At 64.1% G+C, this 15,737-nt stretch carries 14 protein-coding genes; 7 read left to right on the plus strand and 7 right to left on the minus strand.

What is annotated here, in order from left to right:
• Window positions 1-74: 74 nt before the first annotated feature.
• Entirely contained in the window at window positions 75-821 is a 747-nt protein-coding gene (locus ACGYK4_RS15905) for an SDR family oxidoreductase (RefSeq protein ID WP_394431386.1), read from the plus strand.
• 4 nt (window positions 822-825) lie between these two features.
• Here ACGYK4_RS15905 and ACGYK4_RS15910 read toward each other — a convergent pair whose 3' ends face one another.
• The 4 genes from ACGYK4_RS15910 to ACGYK4_RS15925 form a co-directional block, all read right to left on the minus strand.
• Window positions 826-2,274 (minus strand): FAD-binding oxidoreductase, encoded by a 1,449-nt coding sequence (locus ACGYK4_RS15910; protein ID WP_394457327.1) that lies wholly within the window; start codon window positions 2,272-2,274, stop codon window positions 826-828.
• A 12-nt stretch (window positions 2,275-2,286) separates the two neighbouring features.
• Window positions 2,287-3,993, minus strand: a complete 1,707-nt coding sequence (locus ACGYK4_RS15915) for a thiamine pyrophosphate-binding protein (protein ID WP_394457328.1) — start codon at window positions 3,991-3,993, stop codon at window positions 2,287-2,289.
• Between the two features lie 31 nt (window positions 3,994-4,024).
• The gene (locus tag ACGYK4_RS15920) at window positions 4,025-5,899 is read right to left on the minus strand and encodes a TRAP transporter permease (protein WP_394457329.1); all 1,875 of its coding nucleotides are present in this window, start codon (window positions 5,897-5,899) and stop codon (window positions 4,025-4,027) included.
• Window positions 5,900-6,033: 134 nt separating this feature from the next.
• Window positions 6,034-6,993 (minus strand): TAXI family TRAP transporter solute-binding subunit, encoded by a 960-nt coding sequence (locus ACGYK4_RS15925; RefSeq protein WP_394457330.1) that lies wholly within the window; start codon window positions 6,991-6,993, stop codon window positions 6,034-6,036.
• Between the two features lie 253 nt (window positions 6,994-7,246).
• Between ACGYK4_RS15925 and ACGYK4_RS15930 the strand changes: the two genes are divergently transcribed.
• From ACGYK4_RS15930 to ACGYK4_RS15950, 5 genes are read left to right on the plus strand one after another with little or no spacing between them, the layout of a single operon-like run.
• Complete coding sequence (locus tag ACGYK4_RS15930; protein WP_394457331.1) at window positions 7,247-8,002, plus strand: FadR/GntR family transcriptional regulator; 756 nt, start codon at window positions 7,247-7,249, stop codon at window positions 8,000-8,002.
• Window positions 7,999-8,784, plus strand: coding sequence for an adenine nucleotide alpha hydrolase (locus tag ACGYK4_RS15935; RefSeq protein WP_394457332.1), 786 nt, complete (start codon window positions 7,999-8,001; stop codon window positions 8,782-8,784). Before ACGYK4_RS15930 ends, ACGYK4_RS15935 begins: the two co-directional genes overlap by 4 nt.
• Window positions 8,771-9,472, plus strand: coding sequence for a nickel pincer cofactor biosynthesis protein LarB (gene larB, locus ACGYK4_RS15940; RefSeq protein WP_394457333.1), 702 nt, complete (start codon window positions 8,771-8,773; stop codon window positions 9,470-9,472). The genes ACGYK4_RS15935 and larB overlap by 14 nt, the downstream gene beginning before the upstream one ends.
• A 3-nt stretch (window positions 9,473-9,475) precedes the next feature.
• Entirely contained in the window at window positions 9,476-10,192 is a 717-nt protein-coding gene (locus ACGYK4_RS15945) for a FadR/GntR family transcriptional regulator (RefSeq protein WP_209219268.1), read from the plus strand.
• 25 nt (window positions 10,193-10,217) lie between these two features.
• Window positions 10,218-10,532, plus strand: coding sequence for an NIPSNAP family protein (locus ACGYK4_RS15950; RefSeq protein ID WP_394457334.1), 315 nt, complete (start codon window positions 10,218-10,220; stop codon window positions 10,530-10,532).
• 38 nt (window positions 10,533-10,570) lie between these two features.
• On the opposite strand, the gene ACGYK4_RS15955 is transcribed toward ACGYK4_RS15950, so the two are convergent.
• The 3 genes from ACGYK4_RS15955 to ACGYK4_RS15965 are packed head-to-tail and all read right to left on the minus strand — an operon-like array spanning window position 10,571 to window position 13,874.
• Window positions 10,571-11,533 (minus strand): 2-hydroxyacid dehydrogenase, encoded by a 963-nt coding sequence (locus ACGYK4_RS15955; protein ID WP_394457335.1) that lies wholly within the window; start codon window positions 11,531-11,533, stop codon window positions 10,571-10,573.
• Entirely contained in the window at window positions 11,530-13,071 is a 1,542-nt protein-coding gene (locus ACGYK4_RS15960; RefSeq protein WP_394457336.1) for an aldehyde dehydrogenase (NADP(+)), read from the minus strand. The genes ACGYK4_RS15955 and ACGYK4_RS15960 overlap by 4 nt, the downstream gene beginning before the upstream one ends.
• Window positions 13,072-13,073: 2 nt before the next feature.
• Complete coding sequence (locus ACGYK4_RS15965; RefSeq protein WP_394457337.1) at window positions 13,074-13,874, minus strand: HpcH/HpaI aldolase/citrate lyase family protein; 801 nt, start codon at window positions 13,872-13,874, stop codon at window positions 13,074-13,076.
• Between the two features lie 117 nt (window positions 13,875-13,991).
• Here ACGYK4_RS15965 and araD point away from each other — a divergent pair, with 117 nt between their 5' ends.
• Window positions 13,992-15,734: an L-arabinonate dehydratase gene (gene araD / locus ACGYK4_RS15970; protein WP_394457338.1), complete on the plus strand. Its 1,743-nt coding sequence runs from the start codon at window positions 13,992-13,994 to the stop codon at window positions 15,732-15,734.
• Window positions 15,735-15,737 lie beyond the last annotated feature (3 nt).

Consider the following 15,737-nt stretch of genomic DNA (forward strand, 5'->3'; position numbering starts at 1 on the left):
CTATTCTTGCGCGATCATATATATTAGATTCCACACAACGGCCCGCAGGGTGTCAAAAGGGATGGAATGGAAAGATGGATCAAAAGATTGCTCTGATCACGGGGGCCGGAAGCGGGGTGGGCCTTGCCTGTGCGCAGCGTTTGGCGAAGGACGGTTTCACTCTCGTCCTGACGGGGCGGCGGCAGGATAAGATCGACGCGGCCTGCGCGGAGCTCGATGGGCAGGGGCATATCGCCGTGGCTGCCGATGTGGGGGTCGAGGCGGAGGTCGGCGCGCTTTTCGAGCGGGTGGAGACGACCTTTGGGCGGCTGGATCTACTGTTCAACAATGCCGGGCGCAATGGTCCGGCGGTTGAGGTGGACGGCTTAAGCGTGGCGGAGTGGAACGACATCGTCGCGACCAATCTGACCGGGTCATTCCTCTGCGCCCGCGCGGCTTTCGCCCTGATGAAACGGCAGAGCCCCAAGGGCGGGCGGATCATCAACAACGGCTCGATCAGCGCCCATGTGCCGCGCCCCCTGTCGGTGCCCTATACGGCGACGAAACACGCGATCACCGGGTTGACCCGCGCGCTGTCGCTCGACGGGCGGGCGCATGACATCGCCTGCGGACAGATCGACATCGGCAATGCGGCGAGCGAGATGACCGAGCGGATGGCGGATGGCATTCTGCAACCAAATGGCAGCCGCATGTCCGAGCCGCGCATGGATGTGAACGACGTGGCCGAAACGCTGTCTTACATGGCGAAGCTGTCGCTCGACTCCAACGCCATGTTCGTCACCGTGATGGCTACTAAAATGCCCTTCGCGGGGCGCGGTTAAGTGGTCAAAGCACCTTGCCCGGGTTCATCAAATGGCCCGGGTCGAGGGTGGCCTTGATCTGCGCCATCAACTCCAGCGCGACCGGATCCTTGTACCGGCGCAGCTCGGCGCGCTTGAAGGTGCCGATGCCATGTTCCGCCGAGAAAGAACCGCCCATCTGGTGCACGATATCATGCACGATCCGGTTGAAGGCCCCGTATTCGGCAAGGAACGCCGCATCCGCCATATCCACCGGGCGCGAGAGATTGAAATGCAGGTTGCCGTCGCCGAAATGGCCAAAGGGGCAGGGGCGCAGGCCGGGCATGTGATCCATACAGGCTTGGGTCGCCTCACGGATGAAATCCGCCACGCGCGACACCGGGACCGAAACGTCATGTTTAATCGACGCGCCTTCGGGTTTCTGCGCCTCTGACAGGTTCTCTCGCAGCGCCCAAAGCCCGTCTTTCTGCGCCTCCGATGCGCCGATCACGGCGTCGATGATCTCCTCCGCCTCGAAAGCCGCTTCCAATGCGGTTTCCAGCCGGGCGTCGAGGTCTGTCTGCGCGCCATTGCCGGTAAGTTCGATCAGGCAATAGGCGGGATGCGCCTCGGCCATCGGATCGCTACAGCCGGGCGCGTGGTCGATCACCATTTGCAAGCCCAGCCGGTCGATATACTCGAATGTCGAAAGCGTGTCGGCGGTCTGGCCGCGCGTCCGCGCATAGAGGGCGAGCGCCGGATCGGGGCCGGTGCAGGCCACCAGCGCGGTGGCCCGGGCGGTGGGTTTGGGAAAGAGTTTGATCACCGCCGCCGTGATGATGCCAAGCGTGCCTTCGGCGCCGATAAAGAGGTGTTTGAGGTCAAAGCCGGTGTTGTTTTTCCGTAGGCCGTTCAGGTCATTCAGCACCCGTCCATCGGGCAGCACCGCTTCGACCCCCAGCACGAGGTCGCGGGTATTGCCATAGCGCAGCACCGCCGTCCCGCCTGCGTTGGTCGAAAGATTACCGCCGATCTGGCAGGAACCTTCGGAGGCAAGCGAGAGCGGGAAGAGCGCGTCGACCTCATCCGCTGCCGCTTGGATATTGGCAAGGATGCAACCCGCCTCGACCGTCATCGTGGCATTGGTCGGATCGACCGCGCGGATACGGTTCAGCCGGTCGGTCGTGAGGATAATGCCGCCATCGGGCACGCCGCCCCCCGCAAGGCCGGTGTTGCCGCCCTGCGGTGTGACCGGCACCTCGGCGGCATGGCACAGGCGCATGCAGGCGGCGACCTCCTCGGTCGAGCCTGGGCGGATCAGCGCCAGCGCCGTGCCGCGCCGCAGTCCGCGATCTTCGATCAAACGCGCGTCGAAATCCTTGGCGTCGGTCACCACATGGGCAGGGCCAATGGCGTCGCGCAGCGCGTCCAGCAGGGCGGCATGGTCTTGCGCGTCCGTATCCTCTGCGCGGGGCGGCGCGGTCAGGGTCGTCATCTGGGTCATCCTTCAGCGCTGGTCGGCGTCGACTTTTTTCTGGGCCGCCGCGCGCAGCTTGCTGATCGTGGTGCGGGTCGAGATCTGCTCGGGGTCGGTCACCAGTTCGATCAGCGCCGGACGGCCACTCTCGCGGGCGCGGGTGAAGGCGGCGGCGAAATCCTCGGTCTTGGTCACCCGTTCGGCATGGGCGCCCAGACCTTCGGCCATCTTCACGAAGTCTTGGTTCTGCAAGGTGGTGCCCGAGATGCGTTCGGGGTGGTCGCGTTCCTGATGCATGCGGATGGTGCCGTAGATGCCGTTGTTGAACAGCAACACGATGGGCCGCCCGCCATATTGCGCGGCGGTGGCGAGTTCATTGCCGCTCATCATAAAGCCACCGTCGCCGACGAAGGAGAGCGTCAGCCGTTCAGGGTCTGCAATCGACGCGGCCACGGCGGCGGGTACGGAATAGCCCATCGCGCCACAGGTGGAGCCGACGATCCGGCCCGGACGGCCAAAGCGCAGGAACCGCTGCGCCCAGCCGGTGTGGTTGCCCGCGTCGAGCGTGACCACCACGTCATCGGGCAGCTCATCGCGCAGTTGCGCAAGGGCCACCCCCATGTCGAGGTCCCATTCCCCGCCATTGGGTGCTTCGGTATCGGTGAGGTAATCGGCATGCAGCTTGTCGCACCAATCGCCCCATGCCTCTGCCCGGCCCAGATCGACGCCGTCCAAGGCAGCGGCCACAGCGACGGGCGCCGCCGCGATGCCCAAATCCGGTGAATAGACACGGCCGATCTCATCCGCCTCGGGGTAGAGATGCACCAGACGGGTTTCGGGGTTGGGCGATTGCATGGTGGTGTAGGTCTTGGTCGTCATCTCGCCCAAACGCGCGCCGATCACGATGAGCAAATCCGCCTCGCGTTGATGCGCGTAGAGGCTGGGCGCGGTGGAGGTGCCGAAATCGCCTGCATAGACCGGCGAGAGGTTGTTCACGATGTCCTGTCGCCGGAAAGAGGTGGTGACGGGGATCTTGTTGGCCTCGGCAAAGCGGGTGATGGCCGCCGCACTCTCATCCGACCAGCCGGAGCCGCCGAGCAGCAGCAGGGGCCGTTCGGCCTGCGCGATCTCGGTCTTGAGCATATCGAGGCTATCTGGCGATAGCCCCGCATGGGTGGCCGTATAGGGCCGGGCATCGGCCACGGAAACCACCTCGGTCAGCATGTCTTCGGGCAGGGAGATCACCACCGGACCGGGGCGCCCCGAGGTCGCCACGCGGAACGCGCGGGCCATATATTCCGGGACGCGTGCCGGGTCGTCGATCTGGGTGGCCCATTTGGCGATGGGGCCGAACATGGCGCGGTAGTCGACTTCCTGAAAGGCTTCGCGGTCGGTGGTGTCGCGGGCGATCTGGCCCACGAGCAGGATCATCGGCGTGCTGTCTTGCTGTGCGATATGCACCCCGATGGCCGCGTGGCAGGCCCCGGGGCCGCGGGTGACCATGCAGATGCCGGGCTTGCCGGTGAGCTTGCCATAGGTCTCGGCCATATTCGCGGCCCCGGCTTCGTGCCGCGCGTTGATCAGGTTGAAACGGTCCTGCACGTCATGCAGCGCGTCCAGCACCTCAAGGTAGCTTTCGCCGGGCACGCAATAGGCGGTGTCGCCGCCGTGGATCAAAAGCTGATCCACAAGGACCTGTCCGCCGGTCCGCGCCTTGAGGGATGTTTTTTGCAGCATGGAGAAGGCTCCGTTTCGTTCGTTCTAAGATTTAAGTATGTGTGGCCGCTTGGCTTTTCGGACTGGGGTTCCTGGCCTTTTGGAAGGCCAGGATAACGCCCGCGATGACCAGCCCCGAGGCGGTGAGCCGCAGATCGGGATAGATCAGCAAGAGCGATGCCGCGAAAAGCACCACCGACAGCACGTTGGACAGTTGGCCAAAGTAGTAGCGTTGCAGGGCGGCGGCCAGCAGGATGACGCCAATGGTGGCCTGCAACAGGACCAAGGTGATCTGGGTGGCCGAACCCTGCATCAGGATCGCCGGTTCATAGACGAACATGAAGGGCACGATAAAGCCGGTGGCCCCGAGTTTCACGGCAGCCCAGCTCGCCTCGACGATCTTGGCGTGCGACAGGGTGTTGGCGGCATAGACCGCCATGGCGACGGGGGGTGTGATGGCCGACAGGATGGCGAAGTAGAACACGAAGAGATGCGCCGCTTCGACCTGCACGCCCAGTTTCACCAGCGCCGGCACCAGCAGGGCGACCTGCACGATATAGGCCGGTGTGGTCGGCATCCCCATGCCAAGGATGATGCCCGCAATCATCGACAGGAAGAGCGCGATGACCAGCGTGTCTTGGGCCGCTTCGATCACGAAGTTCGAGAAGGTCAGGCCAAGGCCGGTGATGTCGATCACGCCGACGACGATGCCCGCACAGGCACAGGCTGCGGCAATCGCCAGCACGTTGCGCGCGCCGCCTTCGAGCGCTTCGAGGATGTTGTCGACGGTGACGTAATGCCGTGTCGTCTTGCGCAGCGCCGCCACGGGCACGACCGAGACGATACCGCAAAGCGCCGCATAGGGGGCCGAATAGCCCAGCATCAGCACGCCCACGATGATTGCCAGCGGCAAGAACAGGTGGCCACGCTCGACAAGGACGGTTTTCAGCGGCACTTGATCCTCTTTCGGGACCGAACCGATGCCCTTGCGCTTGGCCTCGAAATGGACCGCGGCAAAAAGGGCCACATAGAACAGGATCGCGGGCGCCAGCGCGTATTTCGCAACCGTGAGGTATCCGACCCCGAGGTATTCGGCCATGACAAAGGCCGCAGCCCCCATGACGGGCGGCATGATCTGCCCCCCGGTCGAGGCCACGGCTTCGACCGCGCCGGAGAAGGCGGGTTTAAACCCCATGCGTTTCATCAGCGGGATAGAGAAGGTGCCGGTCGTCATCACATTGGCCACGGCAGAGCCGGACACCGACCCGAAGAGGCCCGAGGTCACACAGGCCACCTTGGCCGGACCGCCGACCTGACGCCCGGTAAGCGCCACGGCGAAATCCATGAAGAGTTGGCCCACGCCCATCCGCTCGACCAAAGAGCCGAAGAGGATGAAAAGCACCATATAGGTCGCGGAAACCGCGATCGGGATGCCGAAGATGCCTTCGGGCGTCATGAACAACTGCTCAAGGATCACCGAGGGCAGGGTCGAGGTGAAGGCGAGGCCGTAGCCGAGAAACAGCAGCGCCGTGATCGGCAGCATCGGCCCCAGCATCCGGCGCGTGGCCTCCAGCAGCAGGACGACCAGCGTGATCCCCACCACGATGTCCATCGGCATCAGCGGATCGACGTAGAGAAAGCGCTGCGTGATGTAATTAAGGTTAAAGGAAGGATAGAGCGCAGCACCCGCCGCGAAAAGCCCGATGACCACATCATACCAACTGGGCACATCATTGCGCAGACCCTTGCGGTTCACCGTCAAGAAAATCAGCAGAAGCGCCAGAGCGACGTGTACGCCGCGCATAATATAGGGGTTAGGCGGGCCGACGAAGGCGACATAGAGATGCCACACAGCCATGCCGATCAGGATCAGCCTTGCTATGCGGGTAATCAGGGGCATCTTGTCCAGAAAGATCGACAGTTGCATGGGGGTTCTCTCGTCTAGAGTGGAAGGCGGCCTCCGTGTGTCAGCACGCGGAATGCACGGGGCGCAGGGACCTTATGGATGTGGGCCGGACGAAGCACTTGGCTCCGGCCGACCCGTTTCGTGTCGGAAGGGAATTACATCCCCGAGACGCCACGCTCTGCGTAGAACTCCTTCGCGGCGGGGTGGAAGGGCACGCCGATGTCGGTGGCCATTTCCTCTACCGTCAGGTTCGCCATAGACTTGCTGATCGCGGCAAAGCTGTCGTTGTTATCGGCAATCGCGCCGAGCACGGATTTGACGATCTCACCGTCATAGTCGCAGGGCGCGACCATATGGGTGTCATAGCTGATCGCATGCACGGTCTCATCGAAACCGGGGTAGGCGCCCGCCTTGACTTCGCGGCGCTGGAAGGCGGCGTTTTTGTCTTTGAAGTGGGCAAAGGTCTCTTCATCCACGTCGATCAGGCGGATTTTGCGCGAGGAGGCCAGATCCATGACCGAGCCGGTTGGCAGGGACGACCCCAGTGTGAAGAAATCGGCCTGACCGTCTTTCATCTGCGAAGCAGAGTCGGAATAGGACGTGTTGGCGACGCTGTCGAGGTCGTCAAAGGTCATGTCCGCAGTCGACAAAAGCTCGCGCGTCAGGAATTCGCCGGTGTTGCCAAGCTGCTGTGTGGTCAGGCGTTTGCCCTTCATGTCGGCAATGGTCTTGATGCCGGAATCTTCAAGCGCGACGATCTGGAAATACTGCGGATAAAGAATGCCAAGGTTACAGACATTGGTCGTGGCCTTGCGGAACGGCTCTTTGCCCGACAGGCTGTCCACGGTCGAGATCGAATTGGCGAAGGCGATGCCAAAGCGGCCCGCGTCTACACCAACCACATTCGACACACCCGCACCCGGCGTGACGGTGATGTCCATATCGGGGTTCTCACGCTCCACAATCGCCTTGATCGCGCCGCCCACGGGATACCACGACCCGCCCTGCTGGCCGGTCGCCATGACAAAGCTCTGCGCATGGGCGGCGGCGCCTGCGACGGCGAAAAGGATGGTGGCCGCTGTGGTGCGACGGATCGATTTGAAGATGGGTGACATAGAAACTCCTCCCGAGTTTTGACTGTGTGTCGGCAGCTACTGGATGGGTTCCGGGCTCCCCCCTGACATCCTCTTGCCGTGATCCGCAGACTGCGGGGGAATCTCTAGCCTGTCAATTAAAAATACAAATTTATGGGGATTTCCTCTTACTTGTAATGTTGTATTCTGCTTGTAACGTAACGGTAGGCCCTACCTTCTGATTATTGACAGCTTGTCATACAGGTGGTCCAATCGGCGAAAGGAAGTTGTTATTATGGCTGCAAATCTTCAGGCGACCGCGCCCCTCGTCGATGGTGCCACGCTGAGCGATCAAGTGACCGAGGTACTGCGCCACAACGTGGTGAATGGCGTGTGGAACGTGGGCGATGTGCTGCCCTCCGAAACCACACTAGCGAGCGATTTCGACGTGAGCCGCACGGTGATCCGCGAAGCAGTGTCGCGTCTCAAGGCCGAAGGCATGTTGTCGAGCCGTCAGGGCCGGGGGGCTTTCGTCGCCAGCGACAGGCCCCGTCAGGGCTTTGCCATCCCTGAGCGCGATATGGAAAGCCAGCGCAAGCTTGAGCAGATCCTAGAGCTGCGCATGGGGCTTGAAATCGAAGCCGCTGCCATCGCCGCCGCCCGCGCCACCCCCGAGGCCCGCGCCGAGATCGAGCGTGCCGCTGCGACCTATGATGAAAGCAACCAGATCGGCGGTCCTGCGGTCGCGGCGGGGGTCAGTGCCGACCTCGGCTTTCACCGCGCGGTCTGCGAGGCGACGGGCAACAGCTATTATCTCAGTCTGTTTAACTATCTTGTTGCCAGCCTGCGCGAGACGATGCTGGCCGGACGGTTGCAGGCGTTGAAGCGCGGGGGCGAAAGTCGAGATGCGATACAGGAGCACTACGACATCGCCGCCTCTATCGCCGAGGGTGACGCGGAACGCGCCCGCCAGCGGATGCGCGACCACCTGCAGATGTCGAGCGGGCGGCTTTTGGCACAGCTCAAGACTGAGGACGGGCTGGCAGAGTGACCGTTCCTGCCGCCCTCCACGCCGCCCTTGCGCGGCCCAGCTCACTAACCATCGCGCTCAGCGGGGGGATCGACAGCCTGACGCTCTCGGCTGCCGCGGCCAAGGTGCGCGGCGCGGCGGGCGTGACGCTTTGCCATGCGGTCTCACCCGCCGTTCCGGCGGCGGCGACCGCGCGGGTGAAGGATTTCGCCACCACTTGGGGCCTGCCGCTGAAGCTGGTCGACGCGGGGGAGTTCGCCGATCCCGCCTATCGCGCCAACCCGGTCAATCGCTGTTATTTCTGCAAGTCGAACCTCTATGGCACTTTGGCGCGCATGGGGCCGCTGGTGGCGGCGGGCACCAATACCGATGATCTGTCGGACTACCGTCCCGGCCTACAAGCCGCGGCGGAGCACGGCGTGCTGCACCCTTTCGTTGAGGCGCAGATGTCCAAGTCGGATGTGCGCACCTTGGCCCGCGCGCTCGGGCTGGGAGATCTGGCTGAACTGCCAGCCGCCCCCTGTTTGGCCAGCCGGATCGAGACCGGCCTGCGGGTGGAGCCTGCGGATCTGGCGGTGATCGACCGGGTAGAGACCCTGCTGCGTGAGGTCATGGGCAATATCACCCTGCGCTGTCGACGCCTGCGCGGGGGCTGGGTGGTCGAGCTTGATCCGCTTGTCTATGAGGGCCTCTCCGCCCAGAAACGTGCAGCGATATTGACGCAGGTTCGGCGGGCCACGGATGACGGGCGCGCGGTTGATCTGCGGGCCTATTCAAGAGGAAGTGCATTTGTCCATCACTAAGACCGGCCCCGACGGGCATCCAGACGTGACCTTTGACCGGGGCCGCGGGGGGCGTATCGGCATCGAAGAGGCCGTGCTTTGCGAGCATAAATCCGTGGCGCAGATCGCCGCCATCATCGGCGATGCAGCGGCAGAGGAACGGCGGCTGTTGTTGACCCGGCTGACGGCAGAGCAGTTCGCCGCGCTGCCCGCCGACGCGGCGCAACGGGTCGATTACTGCACCGCCTCGCGCACCGCCATTTTGGGAGAGATCGGGCCCTTGGCCAGCACCCCGCGCATCGCCCTCGTCAGTGCGGGCACCTCTGATTATGCCCCTATGGCCGAAGCGCGGCGCACGCTGGCCTATGGCGGGATGGCGGCGACCGAGGTTTCGGACGTGGGCGTGGCCGGGCTGTGGCGTCTGCTCGCGCGGGAAGAGTTGCTGCGCGAGATGGATGTGGTGATCGTTTTTGCCGGGATGGATGCGGCGCTGCCCTCGGTCGTGGCCGGGCTGGTGCCGGGGGTGGTCATTGGTGTGCCGACCTCGGTGGGCTATGGTGTCGCCCGCGGCGGGAGGGTCGCGCTCGATTCGATACTCGCCAGCTGCGCGCCGGGGGTGACCGTGGTGAACATCGACAACGGCTATGGGGCTGCGACATCGGCTCTGCGGCTGGCCAATATGATGCGCCGCGCCGCGGCGGGAGGGTAGCCGGTGACAGCACCGAAACTGAAGATCAAGAAACGCCAGACATTGGCCGACCAGCTTTACGGGCAGGTCCTTGAGCAGATCGTGTCGAACAAGCTGGTGCAGGGGGAAAAGCTGCCTTCGGAGAACCAGATCGCCACCGCCTTTGGCGTGTCGCGCCCCGTGGTGCGTGAGGCGCTGCGCAAGCTGCAGGAGGACGGTCTGGTCGAGGCGCGGCGCGGCGTGGGCACCTTCGTGCGGCGGCGGCCTTCGGAAAAGCTGATCGAATATGCCACGGCGGGTTCCGTCGCCGGGCTGATGCGCGCGATGGAAGCGCGGATCACGATCGAAAAGGCCACCGCCCGCATGGCCGCGCAGCGTGCCAGCCCCAAAGACATCGCCCGGATCGAGGCAGCCTTGCAGACGCTGGAGGCATCCATGCAGGCGCGTGACCCCTCCTTTGATGCTGATTACCAGTTCCACCGCGCCATCGCGGCGGCGTCGGGCAACGAGGTCTTCGTCCAGATGCTCGATTGCGCCCGCGGTTCGATCGAACAGGGGATCGACGTGGCGCAAAAGCTGACCCGCCAAGGATCTCAGGCGCGGATCGACGTGGTGATCAGCGAACATCGGGAAATCCTCGAAGCGATCCGCGCGGGCGACAGCGAAGTCGCAGGCGTGTCGATGGCCTATCACCTGTTGCAGGCGCGGGCCCGGATCACCGACCACGCCGGTATCGCATGACCCAAGCAAGCAGAAAGACCACCCCATGATCTACGACCACCGCACCTATTGCTGCCGCCCCGGCACGATCAAGAAACACCTCGCGCTCTATGCCGAATTCGGCTTTCCGGCGCAGCGCCGCATCTTGGGCGAGCCGGTGATCTATGCGCAGGTCGAGACGGGGGACGTGAATTCCTTCGTGCATATCTGGGCCTATAAGGACGCCGCCGACCGGGCCGCGCGTCGGGCGCAGATGGCGGCGGATCCTGAGTGGCAGGTCTATCTCAAGAAAAGCGCCGAGGCGGGGTATTTGGTGAGCCAGACCAATAAGATCCTGATGCCCGTGCCGCTCGATAAGTAAGCGGCGCCCCGGCCTGAGTGGTCAGGCCGGGGCAGCCTTCAGGTCACGAGGCAGGCCTCGTCGATGCCGCGCCCTTCGTGGAAGGCGCGGATGTTGCCCGCCCAATGGCCGACCATGCGCCTGAGGTTGTCCTCGCTATGGCCGCCGATATGCGGCAGCGGCAGGACATTATCGAGACGCAGCAGCGGGTTGTCCGGCTCCACCGGTTCTTGGGTGAAGACATCCAATGCCGCCCCGGCGATGCGTTTGTGGGTCAGCGTGTCGATCAGGGCCGCCTCGTCGATCAGCCCGCCGCGCCCGGTGTTCACCAAAAGCGCATCCGATTTCATCCGCGCCAGTTCCGCCGCCCCGATGGTGTGGTGTGACGCATCGGTCAGTGGCATGTGCAGGCTGACGATATCGCAGGTCTCAAGGATTTCATCGCGCTCGGCATAGTGCGCGCTGGTGCCTTCGGCTGGCCCCGAACGGCGGTAGTAGAGCACCTCACAGTCAAAGCCCGTCAGCCGTTTCGCGACAAGCTGCCCAATGGCGCCAAAGCCGATCAGCCCGACCTTCTGACTGCTGAGATCCCGCGCCCCGGGGACGATTTCGGGCACGATCCATTTGCCCGCGCGGGTGTTGTTGTAATGCAGCGGGATGCGGCGCAGCGCGGCGATCATCATGCCGATGGTCAGATCCGCGATGGTAGGCGCGTTGACCCCGGGGCTGCGCGCGACCGGAACACCCATCTCGCGCGCGACATCCAAGGGGATTTTGTCATACCCCGTGCCCCACTGATGCACGAGGCGCACGCTATCGGCCCCCCGCAAGACCTCAGCCGGAAGCCCCCGCCCGCGTGGGACGATATAGGCCGCCCCCTTTACCGCTTCGGCAAAGTCCGCTTCCGAGAAGGAGGCCGCAAAGCGCAGATCAAGCCCTTCGGCATAGCCGCGCACCTTGTCTTGCATGTCCTGCGGCATCGCGTCGAGCACGGCGACGGGGCCGATCAACCCGTCGCTCATGCCGAAGCCCCGCGCAGGTCTTCGGGCAATAGCGCCTCGGGCAGGTTTTGGTAGGACACGGGCCGCGGGAAGCGCCGGATCGCCATGGTGCCGACGGAAGTCGCGCCAAAGTTGGTGGATGCGGGGTAGGGGCCGCCATGCACCATGGCGTCACAAACCTCGACCCCGGTGGGGAAACCGTTCACCAGCACCCGGCCCGCCTTGCGCTCAAGGATGGGCATCAGCGCCTTGGCGGCGTCGGTGTCGCCTTCGTCCATCTGGACCGTCGCGGTCAATTGCCCCTCGAACCCTTTGGCAAGCTCTTGCATCTCATCGCCCGAGGACACCCGCAGCACCAGACCCAAGGGGCCGAAAACCTCTTCCCCAAGGGCGTGGTCTTGCAGGTAGGTATCGGCGTCGGTTTCAAACAGGTTCGGCTGGGCGGCGCGGCCTTCGCTGTCGTTGCTGACCAGCGCGCGGACGGCATTACGCCCGGTGAAGCGTTCCTTGCCGTCGCGGTAGGCTTGGGCGATGCCGTCGGTCAGCATGACCTGCGGGCCGACCTGCTCCAGCGCCTCTTTCGCGGCGGCGACGAATGCGTCGCCTTCGGCCCCCTTGGCCACGACCGCAATGCCGGGGTTGGTACAGAACTGCCCCGCGCCCATGGTCAGCGACCCGGCCCAGCCGGCGCCGATCTCAGCGCCGCGATTGCGGGTGGCATCGGCCAAAACGAACATCGGGTTCACCGACCCCAACTCGCCAAAGAAGGGGATCGGCTCGGGGCGTTGGGCGCAGAGATCAAAGAGCGCGCGCCCCCCGCCGAGCGATCCGGTGAAGCCTACGGCCTTAATGAGCGGATGCTGCACCAGCGTCTGGCCCACCTCGCGGCTGTTGGCGTGGATCAGAGAGAAGACGCCGGGGTGGATGTCGCATTTCTGGATCGCCGCGTGGATCGCTTCGGCCACAATCTCCCCCGTGCCGGGGTGGGCGGAGTGGCCTTTGACCACGACTGGGCAGCCCGCCGCCAGCGCCGCGGCGGTATCGCCGCCCGCGGTGGAGAAGGCCAGCGGAAAGTTCGATGCGCCAAAGACCGCGACCGGCCCGATGGGGCGCTGGATCATGCGGATATCGGGGCGCGGCATCGGCTGGCGTTCGGGCAGGGCACCGTCAACGCGCCGGTCCAAATGCGCGCCTTTGCGGATGTGATCGGCAAAGAGGCGCAGCTGCCCGGTTGTCCGCCCCCGCTCTCCCTGAAAACGGGCTTCGGGCAGACCGGATTCGCGGGTGCCGATCTCGGTAATGGTCTCGGCACGGGCCTCCATCTCATCCGCGATGGTATCGAGGAAGGCGGCGCGGGTCTCGCGGCTGGCATAGGCGTAGGACCAAAAGGCCTCCTCCGCCGCTTGGCAGGCCCGGTCGACATGGGCCGGGGTGCCGCTTTGGAATTGGTCGCTTTCGCCGGTGGCGGGGGAATTGGCGAAGGTCTCTCCGCCGCCGACCCATTCGCCGGCGATCAGATGCTTGCCGTGGGGGTGAAATCTCTTGCTGTCCGCGGTCATGATCAATCCTTATGGGTTTGCTGTGTCAAAGTGGGGGAGGGCTGCGCCATGGTCTGCACCAGCGCATCCATCTGCCGCGTGAGCAGCCAAGCGTCGCCCGCGATCGCGACGAATTCGATACCCTCATCAAAGTACCGTTGCGCAAGATCGGCTCCATAGCCGAGGATGCCCGCAGGCAGCCCGGCGGCATGGATGGCCTCGACCGCCTCGCGGATCTTCTCTTGAACATCGGGGTGCATCGGGTTGCCGGTATGGCCCATCGCGGAGGAGAGATCCCCCGGCCCGATAAAGATCGCATCGACCCCCGGCACGCCGGCAATGGCGGGGATTTCGGCCACCGCTTCGGGGGTTTCGACCTGCACGATCACGCATTGCGCCTCTGCATAGGTGCTGAGGTAATCGGTTTGCCGCGCGTAATCATTGGCGCGGATCGTGGCCGAGATGCCGCGCAGCCCTTCGGGCGGGTAGCGGGTCCATGATACGGCTTGGCGGGCGGCCTCGGCGGTTTGGATCATCGGGAACATCAGGTTGCGCACGCCGATATCCAGCAGCCGTTTGGTCATCGTCTGGTCCGAGGATGGCATGCGCACGATCATCTGCGCATCGGGATTGGCACTGCCTGCCGCGCGCAGATGGTCGGTGATTTGGCTCAGGTCGTTGGGCGCATGTTCCATATCGAGCAGCAGCCAGTCGATGCCGCTGCCCGCCGCAATCTCTGTCATCGTAGGGGAACAGAGCGAGAGCCAAAAGCCCGGCAGGCGGCTGCCGGGGCGGAGCGTTTGTTTCAGTGGTTTTCCCGACATTTTCGCGGCTCCTCCCTCAAATGGTATCGACAATTGGGGTGATACGGTAATATATCAGTTCGAGCAAGATGTGTTTTCCAACCTTTTTGTGATGATGTTTTAGCTGGCGAGGAATCCATGACCGAGACCAAGAAAACCGCCGATCAGCTGCGCAGCGCGCGCTGGTTCGCCCCCGACGATCTGCGCAGCTTTGGCCATCGGTCGCGCATGATGCAGATGGGTCTGGGCCCCGAGGATTGGGAAGGCCGCCCGGTGATCGGCATCCTGAACACTTGGTCCGAGATGAACCCCTGCCACCTTCATTTTCGTGACCGTGCGGAGGACGTGAAGAAGGGAATCGCGCAGGCCGGGGGGCTGGGGCTTGAGATACCGACGATCTCGATCGACGAGAGTTTCACCAAGCCGACTTCGATGCTCTACCGCAATATGATCGCGATGGAGACCGAGGAGACGATTCGCTCGCATCCGCTCGATGGCGTGGTGCTCATGGGCGGCTGTGACAAGTCCACGCCCGGTCTGACCATGGGGGCGATCAGCGCAGGCGTGCCGTTCATCTTCTTGCCCGCAGGCCCGATGCTGCGGGGCAATTACGCGGGCCGGGCGCTTGGCTCTGGTTCGGACGCCTGGAAGTTCTGGGACGAACGCCGCGCAGGCACGATCTCGGCCGAGGAATGGGTCGGCGTCGAAGGCGGCATTGCGCGGTCCTACGGGCATTGCATGACGATGGGCACCGCCTCCACCATGACGGCGATTGCCGAGGCGATGGGGCTGACCCTGCCTGGGGCGACCTCGATCCCCGCTGCGGATGCGGGGCACAAACGGATGAGCGCCTCTTGCGGGCGGCGCATTGTCGATATGGTGTGGGAGGACCTGACGCCCGACAAGATCATCACACCCGCCGCCGTGCAAAACGCGGCGACGGTGGCCATGGCGACGGGCTGTTCGACCAATGCGGTGGTGCATCTCTTGGCCATGGCGCGCCGCGCCGGTGTGGCGCTGGAGTTGAGCGATCTCGACGCTCTGGGCCGTATCACGCCGCTGATCGCCAATATCCGCCCCTTGGGTAGCAGCGAATATCTGATGGAGGATTTCTATTTCGCGGGCGGGCTGCGGGCGCTGATGGACCAGTTGGGCGACAAGCTTGACCGGTCGGCCATCACCTGCACCGGCAAACCGCTGGAGGAGGGGATCGCGAATGCGCCTGTCTATAATGACGACGTGATCCGGCCCCTGTCGAACCCGGTCTATAAGGAAGGCTCGCTTGCCGTGCTCAAGGGCAACCTTTGCCCCAATGGCGCGGTGGTCAAACCGGCGGCCTGCGATCCGAAGTTCCACCACCACGAAGGCCCGGCGCTGGTCTTTGACAGCTACCCCGAGATGAAGGCCGCCATCGACGACGAAAACCTCGATGTGACGCCCGACCATGTGCTGGTGCTGCGCAACGCAGGACCGCAGGGCGGGCCGGGGATGCCGGAATGGGGGATGCTGCCGATGCCGAAAGCGCTGCTGAAACAGGGGCACCGCGACATGCTGCGGATCTCGGATGCGCGGATGTCGGGCACCTCTTACGGCGCTTGCATCCTGCATGTCGCGCCGGAGTCTTTCGTGGGCGGGCCGCTGGCGCTGCTGAAAACGGGCGACATCGTGCGCATGGATCTTGAGGCGCGGACCCTCGACATGTTGGTGGCTGAGGACGAACTCGCCGCCCGCCGCGCTGCGTGGAAAGCGCCCGAGCCACGGTTTGAGCGGGGCTGGGGCTATATGTTCCAGCGTCATGTGGGGCAGGCCGATCAGGGCTGCGACTTTGACTACCTCACCGCGGCCTTCGGCCAAGCGGCGGGTGAGCCGGATATCTTCTGAGAG

Origin of the sequence: Sulfitobacter sp. 1A13368 (assembly GCF_043557275.1) — a bacterium.
Taxonomy (GTDB): Bacteria; Pseudomonadota; Alphaproteobacteria; order Rhodobacterales; family Rhodobacteraceae; genus Sulfitobacter; species Sulfitobacter faviae.

Bases quoted from the DNA above. Each gene is read 5' to 3' on its own strand.
- ACGYK4_RS15925 (WP_394457330.1), bottom strand. From the start codon at position 6,993: ATGTCACCCATCTTCAAATCGATCCGTCGCACCACAGCGGCCACCATC.
- ACGYK4_RS15920 (WP_394457329.1), bottom strand. From the start codon at position 5,899: ATGCAACTGTCGATCTTTCTGGACAAGATGCCCCTGATTACCCGCATA.
- ACGYK4_RS15910 (WP_394457327.1), bottom strand. From the start codon at position 2,274: ATGACGACCCTGACCGCGCCGCCCCGCGCAGAGGATACGGACGCGCAA.
- ACGYK4_RS15965 (WP_394457337.1), bottom strand. From the start codon at position 13,874: ATGTCGGGAAAACCACTGAAACAAACGCTCCGCCCCGGCAGCCGCCTG.
- ACGYK4_RS15950 (WP_394457334.1), top strand. From the start codon at position 10,218: ATGATCTACGACCACCGCACCTATTGCTGCCGCCCCGGCACGATCAAG.
- ACGYK4_RS15915 (WP_394457328.1), bottom strand. From the start codon at position 3,993: ATGCTGCAAAAAACATCCCTCAAGGCGCGGACCGGCGGACAGGTCCTT.
- ACGYK4_RS15930 (WP_394457331.1), top strand. From the start codon at position 7,247: ATGGCTGCAAATCTTCAGGCGACCGCGCCCCTCGTCGATGGTGCCACG.
- ACGYK4_RS15955 (WP_394457335.1), bottom strand. From the start codon at position 11,533: ATGAGCGACGGGTTGATCGGCCCCGTCGCCGTGCTCGACGCGATGCCG.
- araD (WP_394457338.1), top strand. From the start codon at position 13,992: ATGACCGAGACCAAGAAAACCGCCGATCAGCTGCGCAGCGCGCGCTGG.
- ACGYK4_RS15960 (WP_394457336.1), bottom strand. From the start codon at position 13,071: ATGACCGCGGACAGCAAGAGATTTCACCCCCACGGCAAGCATCTGATC.
- ACGYK4_RS15905 (WP_394431386.1), top strand. From the start codon at position 75: ATGGATCAAAAGATTGCTCTGATCACGGGGGCCGGAAGCGGGGTGGGC.